The organism is Adhaeribacter sp., from assembly GCF_057359045.1.
The window spans coordinates 1-22,498 of the sequence record NZ_JBMQUD010000006.1 but is presented as its reverse complement, the minus strand read 5'-3'; the positions used below and the strand labels follow the sequence as shown (position 1 = coordinate 22,498).

General features: G+C 43.0%; 19 protein-coding genes. 3 read left to right on the top strand and 16 right to left on the bottom strand.

Translation table 11 applies throughout. The features are described from left to right. Nucleotides 1–30: 30 nt before the first annotated feature. From ACO1R6_RS01245 to ACO1R6_RS01230, 4 genes are all read right to left on the bottom strand, one after another. Nucleotides 31–738, bottom strand: coding sequence for a YebC/PmpR family DNA-binding transcriptional regulator (locus ACO1R6_RS01245; RefSeq protein ID WP_486261644.1), 708 nt, complete (start codon nucleotides 736–738; stop codon nucleotides 31–33). A 76-nt stretch (nucleotides 739–814) separates the two neighbouring features. Beyond that, on the bottom strand, nucleotides 815–2,215 hold the full coding sequence (locus tag ACO1R6_RS01240; RefSeq protein WP_486261643.1) for a high affinity choline transporter 1: 1,401 nt from the start codon (nucleotides 2,213–2,215) through the stop codon (nucleotides 815–817). A 110-nt stretch (nucleotides 2,216–2,325) separates the two neighbouring features. Beyond that, on the bottom strand, nucleotides 2,326–2,937 hold the full coding sequence (locus ACO1R6_RS01235; protein ID WP_486261642.1) for a hypothetical protein: 612 nt from the start codon (nucleotides 2,935–2,937) through the stop codon (nucleotides 2,326–2,328). Between the two features lie 72 nt (nucleotides 2,938–3,009). Beyond that, the gene (locus ACO1R6_RS01230) at nucleotides 3,010–3,882 is read right to left on the bottom strand and encodes an SMP-30/gluconolactonase/LRE family protein (RefSeq protein WP_486261641.1); all 873 of its coding nucleotides are present in this window, start codon (nucleotides 3,880–3,882) and stop codon (nucleotides 3,010–3,012) included. Nucleotides 3,883–4,056: 174 nt separating this feature from the next. Here ACO1R6_RS01230 and ACO1R6_RS01225 point away from each other — a divergent pair, with 174 nt between their 5' ends. After that, nucleotides 4,057–4,548, top strand: a complete 492-nt coding sequence (locus tag ACO1R6_RS01225; RefSeq protein WP_486261640.1) for a YciE/YciF ferroxidase family protein — start codon at nucleotides 4,057–4,059, stop codon at nucleotides 4,546–4,548. A 257-nt stretch (nucleotides 4,549–4,805) separates the two neighbouring features. Next, on the top strand, nucleotides 4,806–5,039 hold the full coding sequence (locus tag ACO1R6_RS01220) for a hypothetical protein (protein WP_486261639.1): 234 nt from the start codon (nucleotides 4,806–4,808) through the stop codon (nucleotides 5,037–5,039). 89 nt (nucleotides 5,040–5,128) lie between these two features. On the opposite strand, the gene ACO1R6_RS01215 is transcribed toward ACO1R6_RS01220, so the two are convergent. The 11 genes from ACO1R6_RS01215 to ACO1R6_RS01165 form a co-directional block, all read right to left on the bottom strand. Beyond that, nucleotides 5,129–6,658, bottom strand: coding sequence for a sulfatase family protein (locus ACO1R6_RS01215; protein WP_486261638.1), 1,530 nt, complete (start codon nucleotides 6,656–6,658; stop codon nucleotides 5,129–5,131). Nucleotides 6,659–7,040: 382 nt separating this feature from the next. Beyond that, a complete protein-coding gene (locus tag ACO1R6_RS01210; RefSeq protein ID WP_486261637.1) occupies nucleotides 7,041–8,696 on the bottom strand; it encodes a RagB/SusD family nutrient uptake outer membrane protein in 1,656 nt (551 codons plus the stop codon). A 14-nt stretch (nucleotides 8,697–8,710) separates the two neighbouring features. Next, nucleotides 8,711–12,190 carry a SusC/RagA family TonB-linked outer membrane protein gene (locus ACO1R6_RS01205; protein ID WP_486261636.1) on the bottom strand — a complete coding sequence of 1,160 codons (3,480 nt, stop codon included), beginning with the start codon at nucleotides 12,188–12,190 and terminating at the stop codon, nucleotides 8,711–8,713. Nucleotides 12,191–12,794: 604 nt separating this feature from the next. Further along, nucleotides 12,795–13,106: a metal-sulfur cluster assembly factor gene (locus ACO1R6_RS01200; protein WP_486261635.1), complete on the bottom strand. Its 312-nt coding sequence runs from the start codon at nucleotides 13,104–13,106 to the stop codon at nucleotides 12,795–12,797. Next, a complete protein-coding gene (locus ACO1R6_RS01195) occupies nucleotides 13,103–13,531 on the bottom strand; it encodes a SufE family protein (RefSeq protein WP_486261634.1) in 429 nt (142 codons plus the stop codon). Before ACO1R6_RS01195 ends, ACO1R6_RS01200 begins: the two co-directional genes overlap by 4 nt. Nucleotides 13,532–13,541: 10 nt before the next feature. Continuing rightward, complete coding sequence (locus ACO1R6_RS01190) at nucleotides 13,542–14,774, bottom strand: aminotransferase class V-fold PLP-dependent enzyme (RefSeq protein ID WP_486261633.1); 1,233 nt, start codon at nucleotides 14,772–14,774, stop codon at nucleotides 13,542–13,544. 22 nt (nucleotides 14,775–14,796) lie between these two features. Beyond that, on the bottom strand, nucleotides 14,797–16,140 hold the full coding sequence (sufD, locus tag ACO1R6_RS01185; protein ID WP_486261632.1) for a Fe-S cluster assembly protein SufD: 1,344 nt from the start codon (nucleotides 16,138–16,140) through the stop codon (nucleotides 14,797–14,799). 2 nt (nucleotides 16,141–16,142) lie between these two features. Beyond that, a complete protein-coding gene (gene sufC / locus ACO1R6_RS01180) occupies nucleotides 16,143–16,910 on the bottom strand; it encodes a Fe-S cluster assembly ATPase SufC (RefSeq protein WP_486261631.1) in 768 nt (255 codons plus the stop codon). A 16-nt stretch (nucleotides 16,911–16,926) separates the two neighbouring features. Beyond that, nucleotides 16,927–18,372, bottom strand: a complete 1,446-nt coding sequence (gene sufB, locus ACO1R6_RS01175; protein WP_486261630.1) for a Fe-S cluster assembly protein SufB — start codon at nucleotides 18,370–18,372, stop codon at nucleotides 16,927–16,929. Nucleotides 18,373–18,399: 27 nt separating this feature from the next. Beyond that, nucleotides 18,400–18,726, bottom strand: a complete 327-nt coding sequence (locus ACO1R6_RS01170; protein WP_486261629.1) for a HesB/IscA family protein — start codon at nucleotides 18,724–18,726, stop codon at nucleotides 18,400–18,402. Between the two features lie 181 nt (nucleotides 18,727–18,907). After that, nucleotides 18,908–19,528 carry a superoxide dismutase gene (locus tag ACO1R6_RS01165; protein ID WP_486261628.1) on the bottom strand — a complete coding sequence of 207 codons (621 nt, stop codon included), beginning with the start codon at nucleotides 19,526–19,528 and terminating at the stop codon, nucleotides 18,908–18,910. Between the two features lie 199 nt (nucleotides 19,529–19,727). Between ACO1R6_RS01165 and ACO1R6_RS01160 the strand changes: the two genes are divergently transcribed. Continuing rightward, nucleotides 19,728–20,372 (top strand): helix-turn-helix transcriptional regulator, encoded by a 645-nt coding sequence (locus ACO1R6_RS01160; RefSeq protein ID WP_486261627.1) that lies wholly within the window; start codon nucleotides 19,728–19,730, stop codon nucleotides 20,370–20,372. 551 nt (nucleotides 20,373–20,923) lie between these two features. On the opposite strand, the gene ACO1R6_RS01155 is transcribed toward ACO1R6_RS01160, so the two are convergent. Beyond that, the coding region (locus ACO1R6_RS01155) for a sulfatase-like hydrolase/transferase (RefSeq protein ID WP_486261626.1) at nucleotides 20,924–22,498 on the bottom strand (1,575 nt) is incomplete at its 5' end.

Below are 22,498 nucleotides of genomic sequence, written 5' to 3'. Positions count from 1 at the left end.
AGCCCTGTTGTTCCTTTAAACGTTCTAATATTACTTCATATTGTGATATACAGCTTGTACATCATCATCTTCTTCAATTTTTTCCAACAGTTCTTCAATCTCTTCGGCTTGTTCGTCGGTGAGTTCGGTACGGGTATTGGGTATTCGTTGCAGTTCAGCCGAAGTAACCGTTAAACCCCGTTCTTCCAAGGCTTTTTGCATGGCACCAAAATCGGTAAAAGCGGTTTCAATAATTATTTCGCCTTCGTGCTCGTAAATATCGTCGGCCCCGTAATCAATCAAATCCAGCTCCAGCTCTTCTAAATCTAAACCTTCGGCGGGTAACCGGAATATTCCTTTGCGGGTAAAAATAAAATCGAGCGAACCGGTTTTACCTAAGCTGCCGCCCGCCCGCGATAAATATACCCGAATATTGGCTACGGTGCGGTTAATATTATCGGTTGCTGCTTCAATTAAAATGGCTATCCCGTAAGGACCGTAGCCTTCGTATGCAATTTCTTCGTAATCTTTTTCTTCTTTAGAAGAGGCCCGCTTAATAGCCGCCTCCACGCGGTCTTTGGGCATGTTTACCCCTTTGGCGTTTTGGATAGCTGTCCGTAAACGCGCATTCGCATCCGGATTAGGACCGCCTTCTTTTACCGCAATCACGATTTCTTTCCCCAACCGCGAAAACGCTTTCGACATTTTATCCCAACGCTTAAATTTCCGGGCTTTCCTGAATTCAAATGCTCTTCCCATAGTAAGTATATAGGTTATGGTATTTTGTTATAGGTATATTTTGCAAAGGTAAGAAAGCCTGTGCTAAAACCGAAATTTAGGCATTTACTTCGTGGTGGCTTTTACGTGCTTTGGGTATTAAAATTTGCCCCAGCAGTAAACCCGTGATACTGGCCAGTAAGCCATAAATTAACGGATTAATACTTGTAGCCAGGGCCAATGCTACCAGCCAAACACCCATGCCCGCCAGCATAGATAGTATAGCGGCACCCGGCGAGGTACGCGGAAAGTACAAGCCGGCTACCAGGGGCACAAACAAAGAAACCAAACTCAGCGCCGACGATTCGCTTACCAGTTCGTAAATATTGCTGCGCATTAAGGCAAATCCCAGCGAAATAGCCGCCGCCAGTAACACACTCATCCGCGAGAGCCACAGTAATTTTTTATCGGTTATATGGGCGTAAAAAGGCCGAAAAATATTCTCACTTAAAATAGCGGCCGGTGCCAGAATGGCGCCACTGGCCGTACTCATGATAGCCGATACCAAAGCTCCAAAGAAAAGTATTTTTACCCACTCCGGTGTATGCTGCAGTATAAGCGTTGGCAACAATAACTGGGTATCACCGTGTAGCAATTCGGGGTGCATAGCTTTGGCATAAAGTGCCAGTACTAACGGCAAAAAACCAATCGTTAAGTACATTAAACCGGCTGCCAGGGAAGAATTCACAGCAACTTTCTCTGATTTAGCGGCCATTACCCGCTGAAAAACATCCTGCTGCGGAATAGAGCCTAAGCCAATAGTTATCCACATGGCAAAGTAATTTAACCAGCTCCCCAAATCGGCTTTTAAGGCAGGCGTAAACCGGAAAAAATCGGGTGGCAAGGTAGCCAGCACCTGGTTAATGGGTACTTGCCCCACAAAACTGGCGGTAATAAAAATTAAACCGGCTACAATTATAATGGTTTGCATAAAATCGGTTACCGACACCGACCACATACCGCCCATATACGTGTAGCCTACCACCACCACAAAACCTAGCAAAGTACCAGCCAGCAACGACAAACCCGTAACCAGGTTAAAAATAATACCCAAGGCTACCAGTTGGGCCGCAATCCACCCGAAATACGAGATTACGAGAAAAAATGAAGCAATTAATTCGGTTTGCCGGTTATAACGTAGCTTGTAAAAATCGCCGAAGGTTAAAAGATTAAGCCGGTACAATTTACGGGCAAAAAATACCCCTACCAGCACCAGGCACAAAGCGGCTCCAAACGGGTCTTCAATAACACCCAACAAACCTTTTTCGGCAAATTCTGAAGAAGCGCCCAGCAGGGTTTCGGAGCCAAACCAGGTGGCAAAAACCACCGCCGTAGCCACCGGGAAAGACAACTTACGTCCGGCTAATAAAAAATCGTTGGTATTATGCACGCGCCGGGAGGCCCAAATACCTACCAGCACGTTTATTAATAAATAGAGCAGTAAAAAAAGAATAAGCATAAGAAAATATTAACCAGACCACCCTTAAGGATGTTGATAACCTTTTATGTAAAACGTGCCTATATCCATCTGATGGCCTTTTTAGTCTTGTTTATACCCGGCTGAGCACGTTATTTTTCCTTTCGCTTATTATTATCTACAATATCCCTTAATTCAACCAGCTTATACAAGGAATCAACTGTAGTTTCATCTAATTGCTTTTTTTCAATCCAACCAACCTGGGTTTCCATATCATATTCGCCAATTAAGCCGTCCAGCAAAATATAAATAGCCTGATTAATTTTTGCATCATCAACATAATCTCTAATATTTAACTCAAGCCCAATTTTATCCTCATCATGTGCGTATCTGAAAAAGATATCATCATAGCTAATGGTTAGCTTGTCGCCAAAGTTTATCTTAATATCATCGCCCGGAATTCTTTGTTGGAAAGCATGAATTTGCCAATTCTTAATCTGGAGCGCTTTTTTAACCAGATTTTCTACACTTGGGAATGATTCTTTAAGCCCACCGTTCGAAATAGTGAATTCTTTTATTCCATTTTCGTGCGTTGGGCTAAATTCAAAGGTTAAATTTTTGTCTATTTTACTTAACTGGTTAGAGAGCTTATCAAATTCTTTCTCTCTGCTCCCGTTAAGGTTATAGTAAATATCCTGATGCTTTACGAACCAATTCCAAAATTTTTCTTCTTTAGATTTATTATCAAAAAAATAAAAGGCCATTATTATTCCTAAACAACTACAAGTGATAATTTCGCCAACTTACTCAATCGGTATTTAGCTGTTAACAGCTGCTTATTTCTTTAACTGATAAGCCACTACCCGGTTGTGGAAAAAGGTAGGCACCAGCAACAGGTTTTTACCCGGAATATATTCAATATCAGCGGCATTAATTTTGGCTTCTTTTGTATCAATCAGTTTAGTAACCTGTCCTTTGGCGGTTACATAGTTAACTTCACCATTCCAGTTAGAAATTAAAAAATCGCCATTGCCCACGGGCACAATACCATCGCCACCGGCTAAACCTTCGGCTACTTTGGTCAGGGCTTTGGTTTTATTATCAATCAGGTAAAAAATACCGGTAGGCATATCTATTATATACATTTTGTTCTGGTGGGCCAGTAAGCCGTTGGGCCGTTGCAGCACATCACTTTCCAGCCATACGCTGGCAACATTATTTTTAATGATATAAACTTTTTTACCCGTAGAATCTGATACGTACACATTGCCTTGGGCATCTACAGTTATGTCGTTCAGGAAAATAGCACCCGGCACCTCAATGGTGCGGGTTATTTTACCGGTTTTGGTATCGATAACCACTACTTTGGTTAAATCGGCTACGTAAAGCAGATTTTTAACCAGGCCCATACCTTTGGGCGCATCTAAGCCTTTTACCCATTCGGCGTTTTCTACCTTACCGGTTAAGCTTACTTTACCTACCGAGCCATTGCCATCTTTTTCGCCGGCCTGGCCATTAATATTAGACACATACAGGGCATTATTTGCTTTATCGTATATCACCGATTCGCAGGTGAGCAGCGTCGCATCGGTTTCCCATTGTTTGGTAAGGCTTACCTGTTGGGCGGCAACCTTGTGGATAACCACAGAAGACAACCCAGCTACTAAGCTGATAATCAAAAAACTAGATTTTAAAATAGACTTTTTCATAATGTAGGGTTATGGTGGTTTAAAAACTTATTTAAATAAATATAGCAGATTTTACCGCAGAAAAAATGGCCAGATAATCAGTTAAAATAATTTATGGCTTTAACCCTTTTAAAAACCTACCCGTATAGCCAGAAAGTTAATAACTGAATTACTGAACCCCAAAATAATAAAACTATGAGCAAGCTTAGAAATTTAGAAGATTTATTTCACCATGAACTAAAGGATTTATATAGCGCTGAAAAGCAATTGTTAGAAGCGTTGCCTAAAATGGCTGAAACCGCGCAGGATCCTAAACTAAAATCGGCTTTTGAACAGCATTTACAGGAAACCAAAGTACAGAAAGAACGCCTGGAAAAAGTTTGCGAACTGGTGGGCATAAGCCCGGGCCGGACCAAATGTAAAGCCATGGAAGGTTTGGTAGAAGAAGGCCAGGACATGATCGATGAAAAAGCCACGCCGGAAGTAAAAGATGCCGCTTTGGTAGCTTCGGCCCAGCGCATTGAGCACTATGAAATTTCGGGTTACGGCACGGCCACTTACTACGCCGAAAGACTAGGTTTAACCGAAGCCAAAGAACTGCTGGCCGAAACATTACAGGAAGAAAAAAGTACCGACGCCAAGCTGAACAAACTAGCCAAGGGCTGGATTAACCAAAAAGCAGAATAATTAAAATATTGCCCTTAGCCTAAAGAAAAAGCCTGCTAGACGCAGGCTTTTTCTTTAGGCTGGTTTGTAGTCTTTGTATAAATAATCCGGTTGGTCTGTAAAGTTGTACATAACCGGCAAGTTATTACAGATGAGCCAAGCAAATAATTAACAGTATAATCTACGCAGTACTGCTCTAATAGTCAGTTTAGGAAAGGTAAACCAAACCTTACTTACTTTAAAAGAGTACTATAGTTAATACTAAAACGACGATAATCATGGAAAATAATAAAAACCGGCAAGACCAGACCAAAACCAAGAACGAGCAAACCCAGGAAGATCCTACTATGGAAACAAAATCGGATAGTGATTTTTATAAAAGAACCATGATAGGAACGGGCGCGCAAAAGTCGGACGAAAACTTTGATAATACTTTTCGGCAAACAAACGAAAAAGATATTGAAGACCGCGATAACAACGATGGAGATGCCAACACCGAAAACAATTTTTAATAACTGCCTATTTTTTAAACAAAAAAGCCTGGTAATTAAACTTACCAGGCTTTTTTAATGGTATTTGATTCCGGGTTGTAGCGGCTGATTTAATTAGCTAACCGGCTACTCTCCTTTTCTTTTATTTGCTTAAGCTGATTTTGCATATCGCTCAGAATTTTAGGATTGGCACTGGCTACATTTTTGGTTTCACCCATATCGGTTTTTAAGTTATACAATTGCGGCTCGGGGCTGTTGCCTAACTCAATTTTGGTATGCGGGTTCATTTTAGGACCATTGCTTGGTTCAATGTATTTCCAGTTGTTCATTACCAGAGCCAGCGTATTATTCAGCGACTGTTCTACAACATACTCACGGCCTTTTTTAGAATTACCCAACAGCGTTTCCAGTAAGTTAAAGCTATCGGGCGCATCATTGGTGCCTAGCTTTTGGCCGGTTAAGGCGGCAAACGAAGCAAATAAATCTATCTGGCTAAACATGGCTTCGGTAACTCCCGGCTTAATTTTACCAGGCCAGCGAATAATAAACGGTACCCGGGTACCTGCCTCAAAAGCACTGTATTTGCCGCCTCTAAACTGGCCCGATGGCTTATGTCCGTTTAATTTAGCTACGGCTTCGTCCTGGTAACCATCGTCGATTACCGGCCCGTTGTCGCTGGTAAAAATAATAATAGTATTTTGGGCAAGTTGCAGTTGGTCTAAAGCTTTGGTTATCTCGCCTACCGTCCAATCGAGTTGTAAAATAGCATCGCCGCGCGCACCCATACCACTTTTACCGACAAACCGCGAATGCGGCATACGAGGCACGTGAATATCGTGGGTAGCAAAATACAGGAAGAAAGGCGTATTTTTATTTTTCTGCATAAAATTAATGGCCCGATTCGTAATTACATCAGCCATTTCTTCGTCTATCCAGCGGGCTTTCTTGCCCCCGGTCATGTAACCAATACGGCTTACCCCATTAATAATGGTTTGGTCGTGGCCGTGCGATGGTTTCATTTTAAGCAATTCAGGATTTTCTTTACCAGTTGGGTCGTTGCCGATTTTTCCTTTATAACTTACCTGAATTGGATCGGCAGGGTCTAAATCTACTATCCGGTGGTTTTCGAGGTAAACACAAGGCACCCGATCGGCGGTAGCCGGCAAGATAAAGTTATAAGTAAAGCCAATTTCTAAAGGACCCGGCTTAATGTCGCTGTTCCAGTTAGGGCCACCCTGCGGTCCTAAGCCCAAATGCCATTTACCTACTGCCGCCGCCTGGTAGCCGGCTTTCTGGAGCATGCCCGGCAAGGTGGTAATATCGGTTGGAATAATTAAAGCCGCATCGCCGGGCGCAATGCCTGTACCTTGTCTACGCCAGGCGTATTTACCGGTTAAAATAGAAAACCGTGAGGGCGTACAGGTAGCCGACGTAGCGTAGGCATTGGTAAACCGAAGGCCTTGGGCCGCCAGTTTATCTATATTAGGAGTTTTTACCTTGGTAGCGCCGTTACTACTTATATCGCCAAATCCTACATCGTCGGTATATATAATAACAATATTAGGCTTTTGCTGAGCTGCTACTACCTGGCTCCAAAGCAACAAAGCAAAGGTTAAAACTGGGAAAAAGCTTTTTTTCATAGATAATAATTGAGGTAAATATTGGGTGCGGCAATACTGTCTAGAATAAAATATGCTAAATGCAGATTCGCTAAAAAATAATTATAAAACCAGCAGTAAGTTTTGCAGCCGTTAACCAAATAGTAAACAGGTTTAGCCGGCTAATCTAATCAGTTTTAAGTAAAAAAAAGAACAGGAAAAGCGCACCGTACTATTTTTCATTATCTGCAAGCTTACTAAACTCCTGCAAACTTGGTTTTACTGCCTTTGTTTTAGATAAATTAAATCTTAAGTGAAGCCGGAATATACTAATTATTAAAGCTGTAAAAGCATAAATAGAGCAGGTATCGGAAAGTGGCACCTGCTCTATTTCATATATATTTATCAGCTTATATACGCTTTGTTATTTTGCCAATCCTGGGTTAATATTTATTTCGGATAACGGTATGGGCCATTGGTAGTCTTGCGGTGCCCGGAAATTACGGGTTGTAACAAACCATCTTTTGCGGCCTAACGGATCAGGCGTGGTCGCATTTTTTTGCCGGATGGCTTTTACAGCAACCGGAAAAGGCGCGCCGTAAAAATCGGCTTTTAAAACTGTTTCGGCTGTTTTCCAGCGGAGTAAATCCCAGTATCGGGTACCTTCAAAGGGCATTTCGAGGCGCCGTTCTTTCCGGACAATGGCCCGCAGCTGGGTGGGATCCGTAACGGTAATGGGCGGCATATTAACCGAGGCCCGGCCCCTCACTTTGTTAATAGTAGCATCTAAATCGGCTTGTAAAATGGGCTGACCGGCTTCTATTTTAGCTTCGAGGTAACTTAACAACACCTCGGCGTACCTGATTATGGGCAGATTGCCGCCATAGTTGGTTAAACTGCCCGAGAAACTGGGGTCCATAAATTTACGAATACCGTAACCGGTTTGGGTAGTTTGCTTGCCCGCACCTAACTGGTCGGGAGCAGTGGCCGAATCGGGGTGGGTTACGTAGCGGCCTTTAAACGTATCGCCGTTAAATAAAATATTAAACTTTAAGCGCGGATCGCGGTCTTTGGCTACGTCGCGCCAATTATAACGCGAATCGGTGTAAGAGAACGGCGTACCATCTTTATAATCGTAGGCTTCTATCAGGCTACCCAGGGGGCAGATAATGTGCCAGCCCCCGGCTACAGCCGGCCAGGCGTGTTGCGGCAAGCCGTGGGCGAGTAAATTTTCGATGTGTTGCACGCTAAAAATATTCTCGCTGCTGTTTTCTTTGGTAGTTATAAAGAGTTCCAGGTAATCCGGGTCAATTATATTATCGCCAAAATCAATAATGGTTTTGTAGGTCGTTACGGCATCGGCAAATTTACCTTCGGCTAATTGTAACCGGCCTAAAAACGCCAGCGCAGCTTGCTTGCTGGCCCGGCCGGTTTCGGTGGTTGGTATATCTTTGTAGCGGGGCAAATCGGCGGCGGCCTCGGTAAACTCTTGCGTTACAAAATTTACAATCTCGGTTTTAGGGGCTTTAGTTAAGGTATTGGCTTCTTCTTTCGTGAGCAAAGTGGTAACCAGGGGCACCGAACCCCAATATTGCGACATATAAAAATACTGGCAAGCCCGGATAAAGCGCACTTCGGCTACCATCCGTTTCTTTTTGGCTTCATCCATATTTACCTTATCAATATTTACCAGAAAATCGTTGCAGCGGGCAATCCGGCTGTAGCTCTGGTTCCAGTAATTTTCTAGAATTGCCAGGTTGTTTACCAGGGTACCATTGCTTAGTTTATGAAAAGGCGAAGTTTCGCCCCGGCGGTCGTAAGCATTATCGGTGGCAAAATCCAGGAATACCAAACCCGCATAAGACCACCAGTCGGTGGGGTTTACGTTGGTGTTGTTTACCGCAATATTGCCTTTGTAAATACCCGTTAAGGCTAGCAGGGCGTGCTCTTCATTTTGCCAGAAATTGATACTGCTAAACTGGTCTAAGGGGGCTTTTTCTAATTCGTCGGCGCAAGCAGTAAGAAGTAAGATAGCCAACGCCCCAGCCAGACCTTTCTTCATTTTATATATTAATTTCATGATTCTTTGCTTAATTAAAACCTGATATTTACCCCTAAAGTATAGTTGCGCAAGATTGGGTAATAAGCCCCGCTGTTTACAATATTATTGGCATCGTTGCTGGTATTATTGTCGGTGCCAACCTCCGGATCCCAGCCGGGCCGGTAACTGCTAAAAGTAAAGAGGTTATCGCCGGTTACATAAAACCGGACACTACCCACCCGTATGCGTTCGGTAAAGGTTTTGGGCAACGTATAGCCTACCTGCACATTTTTACCCCGTAAATAAGAGCCATTCAGCACCCAGAAAGAAGATAATAAGGTATTGGGCGTACCCGAGTTCGAAACTATTTCTAACCGCGGGTAACCGGCATCGGCGCGTGGGTTTTCGGGTGTCCAGCGTTCGTCTATTTGCCACTGTTGGATTGAGCCAAAATTATTAAAGGCAATACCGGCGTAGCTGTTCATATACCCTTTTACACCGGCTACCCCCTGTAGCAACATACTTACATCCAAGCCTTTGTATTTGGCACTCAGGTTTAGACCAAAATTGTATTTAGGAATATTACTGCCCAGCACCTTGCGGTCGTAGGTAGCATCTACTTTGCCGTCGGGCGTGCCGTCCGGACCGCTGATATCTTTATACCGGATATCGCCGGGCTTGGTACCGGGGTTAATGGCCACTTGGTTGGCATAAGCAGCAATATCGGCCTGATCTACGAATATACCGTCGGCTACGTAGCCATAATAAAGCTGCATGGGATGACCGATAAACAGGGTACTACCGTTGCCCACCAATCCGTTAGGCTGGGTAATATTGCCCACACCCAAATCCAGTACTTTATTTTTAATTACAGAGAAGTTACCGTTAATATTATAAGAAAAATCGCCAACAGAATGGTTATGGCCCAGTACAAACTCAAAGCCGGAGTTGCTCAGTTCACCGGTATTCTGCTCAGATAAAGTAAAGCCCAAAGAACCCGAAACACTACCGCCCGGCGCGTATAAAATATCGTAGGTGTAGCGGTCGAAGTAAGTAACCGAGCCGGTTAACTTATTTTTAAATAAACCAAAATCAACCCCTAAATCGGTGGTACGGGTAGATTCCCAGTGCAAGTTAGGGTCGATGATATTGGTACGGGCCGCACCGGCGGTAATAGCCCCCCCAAACGAATAATTATAAGCCGTGCCAATCCGGTAAAGGTTGTGGTACGGGTAATTACCAATATTTTGGTTACCCAGCACACCAATGGAGGCTTTCAGTTTCAATTCGCTAATCCAAGGCGAATTATCGCGGAGAAAACTTTCTTCGCCTACCCGCCAGCCAATAGCCGCCGACGGGAAATAGGCATATTTACGGGAAGTTGGAAAACGCGAAGAACCATCGCGTCGGATAACCCCTTCTAACAAATAACGGTTAGCAAAACTGTAATTTACCCGGCCAAACTGCGACTCCAGCGCCCACTCATTGGCGGTACCACTGGCCTGTTGGTTACTCGGGGAGCCGGCATTTAACTCCGTTAGGGCGTTGCCAGGAAAATTATTCCGGAAAGCAGTAGTGGTTTCAAAGCGGTTTTGCTCAAAAGAATAGCCCAATAATACCCCAATGGCGTGTTTATCGAACTGACGATTATAATCGGCCAATCCCTGCAGGGTATAATATTCGGTAGATGCATTTAAACGGCTAAGTTGATTGGGGCCTAAAGTAATATTTTGATTTATAACCTGCGTAGCCAGAAATTCAGCTTCCTTGTTATTAATTTGGTTGTAGCCGGTTATAAAAGATACTTTCAGGTCCGGAATAATTTTATAATCGAGCCGGATATTTCCATTTAGATTCAGATTGTTTTGTTTACCGAACGATTCACTTTCCAGGAAAGAAATGGGCGTTCCTTTTTGCACAACGCCGGAACCATAATACCCGTTCGATAATTTTCCGGCATAAATAGAGGGGTACCGCACGGCTTGGTTTACAAGGCCCAAAACCCCGGTAAAGTCTAAAGTAGCCGGGGCATTAGGTTCCTCGGCGCTGGTTTTGATGGCGGCTAAACGGGTTGTTAAATCCAGCTTAGGACTAAGCGCCGTAGTTAAATTTAACCGTACATTGTAGCGGTCGAAATTATTTTTAACCACTAATCCATCCTGAAATAAATAGCCGAACGAAAGGTTATATTTATTTGTAGCCGTTCCGCCGCTTATGGTTAAGTTATGGCTGGTCTGGAGGCCATTTTTAGAAAATACTTCTTCCAGGAATTTAGAATTGGGGTGGGTATCGGGATAAGCACCGCTCTTGTATTTTTCAATATCTTCGGGTGTATACGACTCGGTGCCCGAAGCTTCGTTATACATGGCCGCATAATCCCAGGAATTGGCAAACTCCGGAAATGCAGTAGGCTTCTGGAAACCGGTGTAACCATTATAATTAATCTGAATTTTGCCTTCTTTACCAGATTTGGTGGTTACCAGAATAACGCCATTGGCGGCCCGCGAACCGTAAATAGCCGCGGAAGAAGCATCTTTCAGGACCGATACACTTTCTACATCATTGGGGTCGATGTCGTTGAAATTACCCGGTATGCCATCTACAATTACCAAAGCGCCCGAAGATGCGCCAAAAGAGCCTACGCCCCGCACATTAATAACGCTGGCACTGGCACCCGGCTGCCCTGACCGCTGAATAGCAGTTACACCGGGCATTTGCCCGGTTAAAGCATTCGATAATTGCGTTACCGGCCGCGTAGCAATTTGCTCTGCCGATACCTGGGCAATAGAACCAATTACATTTTCGCGTTTTTGGGTACCATAACCAATTACAACTACTTCTTCTAAAGCTTTGGCATCGGGTTTTAAAATTACGTTTATGGCACTTTGGTTACCTATGGGCACCTCCTGGCTCACAAAACCAACGTAAGAAAAAACCAACGTACCCTTGGTGTCGGGCACCGTAAGTTTATAGCCGCCATCTACATCAGTAGCCGTACCCGTATTGGTTCCTTTTAGCAAAACACTTACGCCCGGCAAAGGTTGGTTATCCTGGTCGGTTACTTTGCCGCTAATGGTGGTTTCTAATACCCCCGTTAGGTTAATGTTACGAAAAGGCACAGTATTAGGGACTTTATCGGCGGGTTCCGTGTCGGTATCGGCAATAATCAGGTAATAATTTGCGCTCACCTTCTTAAACTTTAATCCGACCGGCTTTAAAATTTTTTGCAAGGTTATTTCCAAATCCGGGCGCTTGGTTAAATTATCCGGAATACTGGCTTCCGGTACTAACTTATTTTCCAACAAGTCGCTCTCAAAATTAAAGTTTACCTGGTATTGTCGTTCTAATTGGGCTAAAACGGCGGGCAGCTGCCGTGCTTGCTGCTTTTTAGGAGTAGCTACGGGCATTCTGGTTTGGGGGAGGGTGCGGGTTAGAGCCAGACTCTGGGCATTACTAACCGCAATGGAATTACCCAGCAGCAAAGAAGTCAATATAAATATTGCTCCCCGGCGAAAAGTAAATGTTTCGTGCATATATGGTGAGGTATTAGAGCGTATAATAACTTAAAAACAAAATGCCCTTTTTGAACCAGGCAGTACAACAAAGTCGCCTGTCTGTTCTGACGTGGTAATTTGTTTGGAGCAGTTGCTTTATTTATTCTAAACAGATCAGCTTTTAATACCTCACCAAAAAAATATTAATTTTTATAAAATAGCTGCAGTCAATAAGCGCGAAGCTATATCTACTTACCAGAAAAAGAAAGGAAGAATATATTTAAATGCTGATAAAAGTGATTTCATATTCTCTCTGGCATTCTTTTTTCCGCAGGAAATATTTTTTAAGATAAGCCTGATGTATTCACCCGTAATTGCATAGATATTTTTCGGGGATACGCAGAGTTTTTACAAGAATGTTTCCCGTGGAAAATAATTTTATTGCTTAGGTCCCGCTATTTGATAATAAAACTTAAGCCTAAAGAGGAAAGCAGAGCTATAATAATGGGAAGGAAGAAATGCTGATAGTTGCACCTAGTACGCACTTTTGTGCTTTACTCTTCTGGCTGATTGCTATTTATCTAGCTAAAAATGTTAACAGGACATTCTTCGCATACAGTCGGTAAAAAATAATCTCCCGGGTTTACAAAAAGCCTAACTCCAACTTGGCTTCTTCGCTCATGCGGTCGCGGGTCCAGGGTGGGTCGAAGGTTAAAAGTACGTAAGCATCTACTACGCCCGCAATGGCTTCTAATTTGCTTTGCGTTTCGAAAATAATGTCGCCGGCGGCCGGACAAGCAGGAGCCGTTAGCGTCATGGTTACCCGCACTTTGTTACCATCTTCAATTTTAATTTCGTACACCAAACCCAAATCCACAATATTTACCGGAATTTCCGGGTCGTGTACCGTTCTTAAAACTTCTTCAACTTTTTCTTTTAGCTCTTCGGGGTTCATGAGTTTAGGGTTTGGCTTTGGTAAGCAACAGCGTACATTTTTATTTGCTTCAGCATAGATAATAACCCATTGGAGCGGGTAGGCGATAAATGGGTTTGCAAACCTATTTTATTTATAAAATAAATATCTGCATCGGCTATTTCTTTGGGCGTGTGCCCCGACAATACCTGCACCACCATGCTTACCAAACCTTTGGTAATAACGGCATCGCTATCGGCGGTAAAAAACAACTTACCGTCCTGGTAATCGGCGTGTAACCACACTTTAGACTGGCAGCCTTTTATAATATTTTCGTCGGTTTTATATTTTTCTTCAATCTGGGGCAAGTCCTTTCCTAGCTGAATAATATATTCATATTTATCCATCCATTCGTCGAACATTTCAAAATCTTCAATAATGGCATCTTGCCTTTCTTGTATGGTCATGTAATTTATATCAGCTTAGCATGGCAACGGCTTTCTCTAGGCCGGTTACCAGTTGGTCTATTTCTTCGCGGGTGTTGTAAAAGGCAATGGAAGCCCTAACTGTACCCGGAATGTTAAAATATTGCATAATGGGCTCGGTGCAATGGTGACCGGTGCGTACGGCAATACCCTGCTTATCCAGAATCTCGCCTAAATCAAATGGGTGAATGTCGTTAATTAAAAAAGATATAGAGGCGGCCCGGTGTTCTGCTTCGCCAATAAACCGCAGACCAGGTATCTTTTTTAAAGCCTCTACTGCATAAGCGTATAATTTCTGCTCAGTTTCCTGAATATTGGCTAAGCCTAGCTCCTGCAAATAATCAACCGCTACGCCCAAGGCAATGGTTTCGGCAATACTGGGCGTACCGGCCTCAAACTTCAGGGGCAACTCGTTGTAAGTTGTTTTTTTAAAACTCACCGATTTAATCATGTCGCCGCCGCCCTGGTAAGGTGGCAATTGGTTTAACCAGGCTTCTTTGCCGTAGAGCACACCAATACCAGTAGGGCCGTACATTTTATGCCCCGAAAAAGCCAGAAAATCAGCATCGAGTTCCTGTACATCAATGCCGATGTGCTGAATGGCCTGGGCCGCATCTACCAAAACCGGAATATCGCGTTCGTGGGCCATTTGAATTATTTCTTTAACCGGATTAACCGTACCCAAAGTATTGGAGACATAGGTAACGGCTACCAGTTTTACAGTTTCGTCCAGCAAATCTGCGAGGCTTTCCATAATTAGTTCGCCTTTTTCGTTTACCGGAATTACTTTTAAAGTAGCGCCCCGGTCTTCGCAAATCATTTGCCACGGCACAATATTAGAGTGGTGCTCAATAGCCGAAATTAAGATGCTATCGCCGGCTTGTAAAAATTTTCGGCCAAAGCAACTGGAGATTAAATTGATGCCGTCGGTGGTGCCGCGCGTAAATATTACCTCGTGCACGTGTTTGGCATTAATAAAAGCAGCTATTTTGTGGCGGGATTCTTCGTGGGCGGCCGTAGCTTTCTGGCTTAGATAATGCACCCCCCGGTGCACATTGCTGTTATACTCCGAATAATATTCCGAAATAGCATCAATTACCGGCTGCGGCTTTTGGGTTGTAGCCGCGTTATCGAGGTACACCAGGGGCTTACCGTATACTTTGGTTTGTAATACCGGAAAATCGCCCCTTATTTTTTCTACATCCAGCACCGTTCCGGCTGCCATTGTTAAATTATCCCGCATGGCTTTACGCTTTTACCAACTCCTGTTCGGCAGGAATATGTTTTGTAATTAAATGATTAATATAATCTTCTAGGGCCGGAATTTGTATGTGCTGCGTTACATCAAAAGCAAAGGCACTTACAAGTAACCGACGGGCGGTTTGCTCCGAAATACCTCTGGATCTTAAGTAAAACATGGCTTCCTGGCTTAGTTGCCCAACCGTAGAACCGTGGCTGCATTTTACATCATCCGCAAAAATTTCTAACTGCGGCTTGGAGTTAATGGTAGCCCGGTTGCTTAACAACAAATTATTATTTTGCTGAAACGCATTGGTTTTTTGCGCATCGCGCTCTACATAAATTTTACCGTTAAATACGCCGGTCGCATTATCCAGAAGCACGCCTTTGTATACTTCGTTGCTTTGGCAGTTGGGGTGCAAGTGGTTTACAAACGAATGGTTATCGGTTAACTGGCGGTCGTTTACCAGGTATAAACCATACAAATGGCTTTCGGTATGCTGGTCGTCGAGGTTTACGTTTAAATTATTCCGGAGCAATTCGGCCTCCGGCAACGAGAAAGTGTAGTTGCTGTAAACACTATCGCGTTTCTGGCTTACTTCGGTGTGGTTTACCTGCCGGAAACCTTTGCCGGCAGTTTGCAAGGTATAATGGTTTACTTGCGCATTTTCTTTTACCACAATTTCGGAAAGGCTATTTACAAATAAATTGGCCCCCAGGTTCTCCGCAACCACCGATTCAATAAACGTAATACCCGCACTTTTATTAACCACAACTAAATTGCGGGGCTGAATAAATAAATTATTCACGCCAGTATAGATTTGTACCAGGTGCAATGGCTTCTGAATAATAACATTGGCCGCTACTTGGATAAATAAACCTTCGGTAAAAAAGGCGGTATTTAAAGCTGCAAAATGATGCTTTTGGGTATTTACCAGTCGGCCAAAATATTCCTGAAAAGCTGACTCCACTTGCGCTTCGGCTATAGATTTTATTATAATCCCGGCCGGTAAATCGTTATCTGATAAAGCAGGCTGAAATTTACCGTTTACCAATACTATTTTATAGGCTTCTAATCCTTTGATGCTGGCTTTATCCAGCGCAATAGCCGAATGGCCGGCGGCCTCCACGGTAAATGGATTTGTTTCGTACGACTCCTGCAAAAAAGGAAGTACATTGGTATATTTCCAGTCTTCTACCTTGCGGGTAGGAAAACCTAAAGTTCTGAAATGTTCGAATGCTTTTTGGCGTAGCTGCAGCACCGCCGCCGACTCCGCCGATTGCTCCACAACGAAACCATCAAACCCGTTAACCAGGTCGTGGTAAAGCGGTATGGATACTTGATTTGCCATGTTTAACCTGCCGTTTCTTCCGTTTTAAATTCTTCCTTAATCCAGTCGTAGCCTTTTTCTTCCAGCTCCAAAGCCAATTCCTTTGTGCCAGATTTAACAATACGACCATCGTACAGCACATGTACAAAATCCGGAACAATATATTCCAGTAAACGCTGGTAGTGTGTTATAATAATAAAGGCATTATTCCCGCTGCGCAACTGGTTAACGCCATTCGAAACAATTCGCAACGCATCAATATCCAGTCCGGAATCGGTTTCGTCGAGGATAGATAATTTGGGTTCCAGCATGGCCAGTTGCAAAATCTCATTCCGCTTTTTCTCCCCTCCCGAAAAACCTTCGTTTAAAGAGCGATTTACCAGCTTAGCGTTAAATTCTACCAGTTTTTGTTTTTCTTTGGTAAGCTTTAAAAATTCTTTTGCTTCTAATTGGGGTAAGCCCCGGTATTCGCGAATTTCGTTTAAAGCGGTGCGCAAGAAATTGATATTGGAAACACCCGGAATCTCTACGGGGTACTGGAACGCCAGAAATAAACCTTCGCGGGCTCTTACTTCCGGCGCCATGTCTAATAAATCTTTACCGTCAAAGAATACTTCACCTTCGGTTACGTCGTAGCTTTCACGACCGGCTAACACCGACGACAAAGAACTTTTACCAGAACCGTTTGGCCCCATAATGGCATGAACTTCGCCGGCTTTTACTTCTAAATTTATTCCTTTTAGTATTTTTTTGCCTTCTACTTCGGCTTGCAAGTTTCTAATGCTTAGCATTTATCCGTATTTTTAATTAACCCACGCTACCTTCGAGGGTGATAGATAATAGTTTCTGGGCTTCCACGGCAAATTCCATGGGCAGCTGGTTTAATACTTCTTTGGCATAACCATTTACAATAAGTGCTACCGCTTTCTCGGTACCAATACCGCGTTGGTTCAGGTAAAATATCTGGTCTTCGCCAATTTTAGAAGTAGTGGCTTCGTGCTCTACCATGGCCGTACTATTTTTAGTTTCGATGTACGGGAAGGTATGCGCACCGCAGTTACTGCCAATTAACAAAGAATCGCACTGCGTAAAGTTACGGGCATTATCGGCTTTTGCACCCACATGCACCAAGCCCCGGTAACTATTATTGCTCTCGCCGGCCGATATACCTTTGGAAATAATCCGGCTTTTGGTGTTTTTGCCTAAGTGGTAAATTTTAGTACCGGTGTCGGCAATTTGCTTGTTGCGCGTAACCGCTACTGAATAAAACTCGCCACTAGAGTTATCGCCTTGTAAAATAACGCTGGGGTATTTCCAGGTAATAGCCGAACCGGTTTCTACCTGCGTCCAGGAAATTTTAGCGTTAGCGCCTTTGCAGATACCGCGTTTGGTTACAAAGTTGTAAATACCGCCTTTGCCGTCTTTATCGCCGGGGTACCAGTTTTGCACCGTAGAATATTTAATTTCGGCGCCTTCCAAAGCAATTAATTCTACTACGGCGGCGTGTAACTGGTTTTCGTCGCGCATTGGGGCGGTGCAACCTTCTAGGTAACTTACATAAGAACCTTCGTCGGCAATAATTAAGGTGCGCTCAAATTGACCGGTATTTTCAGTATTAATCCGGAAGTAAGTCGATAATTCCATAGGGCAACGTACGCCTTTGGGAATGTATACAAACGAACCATCCGAGAAAGCCGCCGTGTTCAGGGCTGCAAATATATTATCGGAATGCGGTACTACTGAACCTAAATATTTTTTTACCAGTTCGGGGTGTTCCTGCACAGCTTCGCCGATAGAGCAAAAAATAATACCCAGTTCTTTTAGCTTGCCTTTGTAGGTAGTAGCTACCGAAATACTATCAAAAACAGCATCTACGGCTACTCCCGCCAAGGTTTTTTGCTCTGATAACGGAATACCCAACTTTTCGAAAGTAGCCAGTAATTCCGGATCTACTTCGTCGAGGCTGTTGTATTTCTTTTTATTTTTGGGAGCTGCGTAATAAGAAATCTTCTGGAAATCCATGTCGGGCAACTCAAAATTCTGCCATTTGGGCATTTCTTCCTTTAAAAAGGCATGGTACCCTTTTAACCGCCATTCGAACAACCATTCCGGTTCGTTTTTCTTTTCCGAAATAAACCGGATTACGTCCTCGTCCAGGCCGGCAGGCGCAATCTCCATCTCAATATCCGTGACAAAGCCATACTCGTATTCTTTGGTGGCAAAGTCATTTATTATTTCATTACTATCTTTCATTCCTGCCAAGTAATTAAATTTTTACCATTAAACCGCAAAACTCTCGCCGCAACTGCAGGTGCGCGAAGCATTGGGGTTATTAAAATATAAACCTTTACCGTTTAATCCGTCAGAGTAATCTAACTCCGTACCAAACAGGTAAAGCAAGCTTTTGCGGTCTACCACTACTGTTACACCGTTATCTTCAAAAACCTCGTCGGTTGCTGCTTTTTGGTTATCAAAGTTAAGCTGATATTCTAAACCAGAACAGCCGCCGCCGCGCACGCCCACCCGTACAAAGGTATCAGGGCCTTTGGTTTCTGTTTGCAATAAGCGGCCAATATAATCTTTTGCTTTTGGCGAAACCTTAATCATAATTCTTAAGATTTATGTGTTTAACTAATTTTTTAACAAATATTCCAAGTAATAGGTTGCAAAATAATTAACAGAATCTGCATATTCCGCAATAGTTTGGCTAATATTGCAAATGGCGAAATAATGCAAAAAGGGGCCGGAATGTTTCCGTGCCCCAAGCTAATTAAAATAATAAGTTTACTTAAAATCCTTTTTTTGCTTCGGCATAGGCTGCTTCTACTTTAGCCCAGTCTAATACATTCCAGAAAGCATTAATATAATCGGCCCGGCGGTTCTGGTATTTTAAATAATACGCGTGTTCCCAAACATCTAAACCCAGAATAGGTAAACCTTGACTCGTTGGGTTAATATCCATTAAAGGATTATCCTGATTGGCAGTAGACGAAAGTTCTATTTGCCCATTATATTTTACCAGCAACCAAGCCCAGCCCGAGCCAAAACGGGTTAAAGCTTCTTTGTTAAAAGCTTCTTTAAAAGCTTCTACAGATCCCCAATAAGCATTTATAGCATCGGCTAACTCACCAGTTGGTGCTGTTTGGGGATTAGCGGCTAACGTATTCCAAAACAGCGTGTGGTTGTAATGGCCACCGGCATTGTTGCGAACGGCCGGTGCATATTGGCTAATGTTTTTCAGAATATCTTCTAATGCCAGGTTTTCGGCTTCGGTACCGGCAATGGCATTGTTCAGGTTGGTTACATATGCCTGGTGATGCTTAGTATGATGAATTTCCATGGTTTGGGCATCGAAATGCGGTTCCAGAGCATTATAATCATAATTTAAAGTTGGCAGTGCAAATGGCATAACTCGTATATTTTTTAGTTAAGAATTATGGCTTTCCGGAATTAAAAATATAACTGGATTTGACCTTTACGGCTTTACTTTTAGATTATATAAAAAGTAAATGAACTATCCCGTTGGTTAATTAAGTTATATTTGTATTCTGTAGTCGCCTTTTTGTGTAAGGCAAAGATATTAATTAAAAAATAAAACAAGTACTTACTTGGAAAATAATTCCGCTACAACGCTTTCTGCAACCGACCGAATTTTAAAAGTTTTAAAGGCCCAAGGACCAAAAACTGCTGGTAATCTGGCCCAGATTCTGGGCATTACCGGCGAAGGTGCGCGTTTGCACCTGGTAAAAATGGCTGAAGCTGGTTTGGTTAAATCTGTTGCTGAGGCAAAGGGCGTTGGTCGGCCATTATTAAAGTGGAGCTTAACTGATGCGGGTAATGCCCGTTTCCCAAATGCCCACGGCGATTTATCTATCCAGTTACTAAGTACCATTAAAGCTGAGTTAGGAGACTTGGTTTTAGATAAAATAATTCAAAAACGCGGTGAAGACATTTTAAACCGGTACTTAGAAGAATTAAAAGACACTCATTCTTTAGAAGAAAGAATTACCCGTTTTGCCGCTATCCGGCACCAAGAGGGTTATATTGCTGAATGGACCAAAGACGAACACGGCTATTTATTTGTGGAAAACCACTGCCCTATTTGTGCTGCGGCTACGGCAACGCCCGGCTTGTGTAAATCAGAACTAAATATATTAAAGCAAGTATTAGGCCCAAGTGTAGACGTTAAACGGGTTGATCATATTCTGGAAGGCGCCAGACGTTGTGCTTACCGCATAACTTTTTTGCCTTAATACTTATTACTACAATTATACTGTATTTACCTTACATTACTTATCCACTAAATTTATAGCCTTTGTAACTAAGATGAAAACAAATCTTGTTGCATATACATGTAGTGGATAAAGGCCTTTCCTCTTCTTTCAGAATTTAATCGAATAGCTTTTTCTTCAATTTTCCACACCTGCTTGGTTTTCGTTAGCACCTAATAATTTCTTTCTCTCCAGATGGTAATCACCTAATTGATATAGTTTAAGTAAATTATTAGTTGTGGATAAGTTCTATAAGTACTTAAATATATCCATCATTAAAAACGAATATCTGGTTGACTATAAATATCTTACTTATCTATAATTACTTCTGTAAAATAAGTTATCCTATCATTTATTTACAGCTACTATTTCTGCATCTAAATTTTACCAATCTGACTAATTGTTTAAAGTAATAAAATAGAAAGCAGTTATACTTAATTGAGCAGAATAATTACTTCTACCCGATTTCGTATAACTGCTTTAGCATTGTATTTAAAACAAATTAATATTTAGCCCAATTTTATAAATCAAAATCAAGGCGCCGCTTTGGCAACGGCCTGGCAAAATATATTAGCCGGTATAGTTTGTTTAGCAATGCCCGGCCCCTCCCACTTTAGGTCCATTAACTGGTTAGCGCCATCTTTATAGGCATAGTAAAACCGAAACGGATGTAAACCGGATTTTAAGTTAACTTTGCCTTTAAGTTCGGTACCACCGGTATAATTATAATCAGCATCGATGACAGCCGTATTGTGTAACCGGAATACCGCCCCGGTAGTGGCCGTTGTGTAAAAGGTATACGTTCCGTCGGCCGGAATTTGTAGAAACCCATCAAAATAAAGTACGCCTGCTTTCATGTTATTAGCCGCATTCACAACGGGTTGCTTAGTTATACCGCTCGCCGTGGGCTTAAGGGACGATACCTCGGGTAGCCACGGAAACAAACCAGCATAAGTATTCCAGTTTACCCCAGCCTTAGTTGCAGTTTTAGTAATGGCCGGCACTAATTCGTTGTCGTACGGGCGCGGAGCTGCCTCATCGGGGCGCCTTACTTGTAAAACTTTGGCTTTAAATTGTTGTTGCAGATCTGCCATGTCTGGCTTAGCTGCTAAATTATTAGCTTCCTGTGGATCTTTAGAAACATTATAAATTTCGAAATCGTCGGCAGCCGATTGAATATCGTAACGGACACCTACATAATCACCTTGCCGGATTAATTGCATTTGGTTGCGCCGCCGTTGCCGGTGCTGTGGCTGAAACTCTTCAAAATTTGGGGTTTTATCACCATTAAAATATTCAACATATACCAAACTTTGGGTTTGTTTTCCCTGGCCCGTTAAGGCGGGTATCAAAGAAACGCCATCAACTATGGCTGGAGCCGGCATACCCGCTGCATCGGTAAAAGTTGGTAACCAGTCGTAATTTATGCTGGGTGCAGTAACTATGCGTTTGGCCGGAATGCGAGCGGGCCAGGTTACAATGGTTGGCATCCGTACGCCGCCTTCCCACAGATCGCGTTTAACGCCATCAAACGGACCAAAACTCCGGAAAAAATTCGGATGATTAGGGGCATACGTATCGGGTAAATAAGATTCTAAGGATGGCCCGTTATCTGAGGTAAATACGATTATGGTATTTTTATCAATATTTAAATCCTTCAGTAACTGCATTAAGTCACCAATTTGGCTATCGATGCGCCGCACTGAGGTAGCATACCTTTTATACACATCTGGCCACGGTACTTCCGACGTACTGGCATTTTTATCGTGGTCGTAAGTAGCTTTTGCGTAATCAGGGTCTATCCAGGAATCTACGGTACCAGAAGCAGTATTAATCATTTGTCCGGGTTTGCCAAGCCACTGCAAACCACCCTTTAAACCGGCTCCTGCCGGGTAAGCTTGCGTAGGTAATTCCAGTACTGCATGCGGGGTATCGTAGGCCAGGTATATAAAGAACGGGTTTCTACCTTTGTTACCTTGTTTATGCGCTACTATCCACTTTTTGGCAGCAGCTGTCCACAGATCTCCGGTATAGCATTTATCTAAATCAGCGGCAATATTCTTCCGGTTTTCCCATACTTCTTTTGCTCCGCGGTAAATACCTTCTTT

Excerpts from the sequence above, each read along its gene's own strand:
- ACO1R6_RS01245 (WP_486261644.1), bottom strand. The coding sequence starts at position 738 with ATGGGAAGAGCATTTGAATTCAGGAAAGCCCGGAAATTTAAGCGTTGG.
- ACO1R6_RS01240 (WP_486261643.1), bottom strand. The coding sequence starts at position 2,215 with ATGCTTATTCTTTTTTTACTGCTCTATTTATTAATAAACGTGCTGGTA.
- ACO1R6_RS01235 (WP_486261642.1), bottom strand. The coding sequence starts at position 2,937 with ATGGCCTTTTATTTTTTTGATAATAAATCTAAAGAAGAAAAATTTTGG.
- ACO1R6_RS01230 (WP_486261641.1), bottom strand. The coding sequence starts at position 3,882 with ATGAAAAAGTCTATTTTAAAATCTAGTTTTTTGATTATCAGCTTAGTA.
- ACO1R6_RS01225 (WP_486261640.1), top strand. The coding sequence starts at position 4,057 with ATGAGCAAGCTTAGAAATTTAGAAGATTTATTTCACCATGAACTAAAG.
- ACO1R6_RS01220 (WP_486261639.1), top strand. The coding sequence starts at position 4,806 with ATGGAAAATAATAAAAACCGGCAAGACCAGACCAAAACCAAGAACGAG.
- ACO1R6_RS01215 (WP_486261638.1), bottom strand. The coding sequence starts at position 6,658 with ATGAAAAAAAGCTTTTTCCCAGTTTTAACCTTTGCTTTGTTGCTTTGG.
- ACO1R6_RS01210 (WP_486261637.1), bottom strand. The coding sequence starts at position 8,696 with ATGAAATTAATATATAAAATGAAGAAAGGTCTGGCTGGGGCGTTGGCT.
- ACO1R6_RS01205 (WP_486261636.1), bottom strand. The coding sequence starts at position 12,190 with ATGCACGAAACATTTACTTTTCGCCGGGGAGCAATATTTATATTGACT.
- ACO1R6_RS01200 (WP_486261635.1), bottom strand. The coding sequence starts at position 13,106 with ATGAACCCCGAAGAGCTAAAAGAAAAAGTTGAAGAAGTTTTAAGAACG.
- ACO1R6_RS01195 (WP_486261634.1), bottom strand. The coding sequence starts at position 13,531 with ATGACCATACAAGAAAGGCAAGATGCCATTATTGAAGATTTTGAAATG.
- ACO1R6_RS01190 (WP_486261633.1), bottom strand. The coding sequence starts at position 14,774 with ATGGCAGCCGGAACGGTGCTGGATGTAGAAAAAATAAGGGGCGATTTT.
- sufD (WP_486261632.1), bottom strand. The coding sequence starts at position 16,140 with ATGGCAAATCAAGTATCCATACCGCTTTACCACGACCTGGTTAACGGG.
- sufC (WP_486261631.1), bottom strand. The coding sequence starts at position 16,910 with ATGCTAAGCATTAGAAACTTGCAAGCCGAAGTAGAAGGCAAAAAAATA.
- sufB (WP_486261630.1), bottom strand. The coding sequence starts at position 18,372 with ATGAAAGATAGTAATGAAATAATAAATGACTTTGCCACCAAAGAATAC.
- ACO1R6_RS01170 (WP_486261629.1), bottom strand. The coding sequence starts at position 18,726 with ATGATTAAGGTTTCGCCAAAAGCAAAAGATTATATTGGCCGCTTATTG.
- ACO1R6_RS01165 (WP_486261628.1), bottom strand. The coding sequence starts at position 19,528 with ATGCCATTTGCACTGCCAACTTTAAATTATGATTATAATGCTCTGGAA.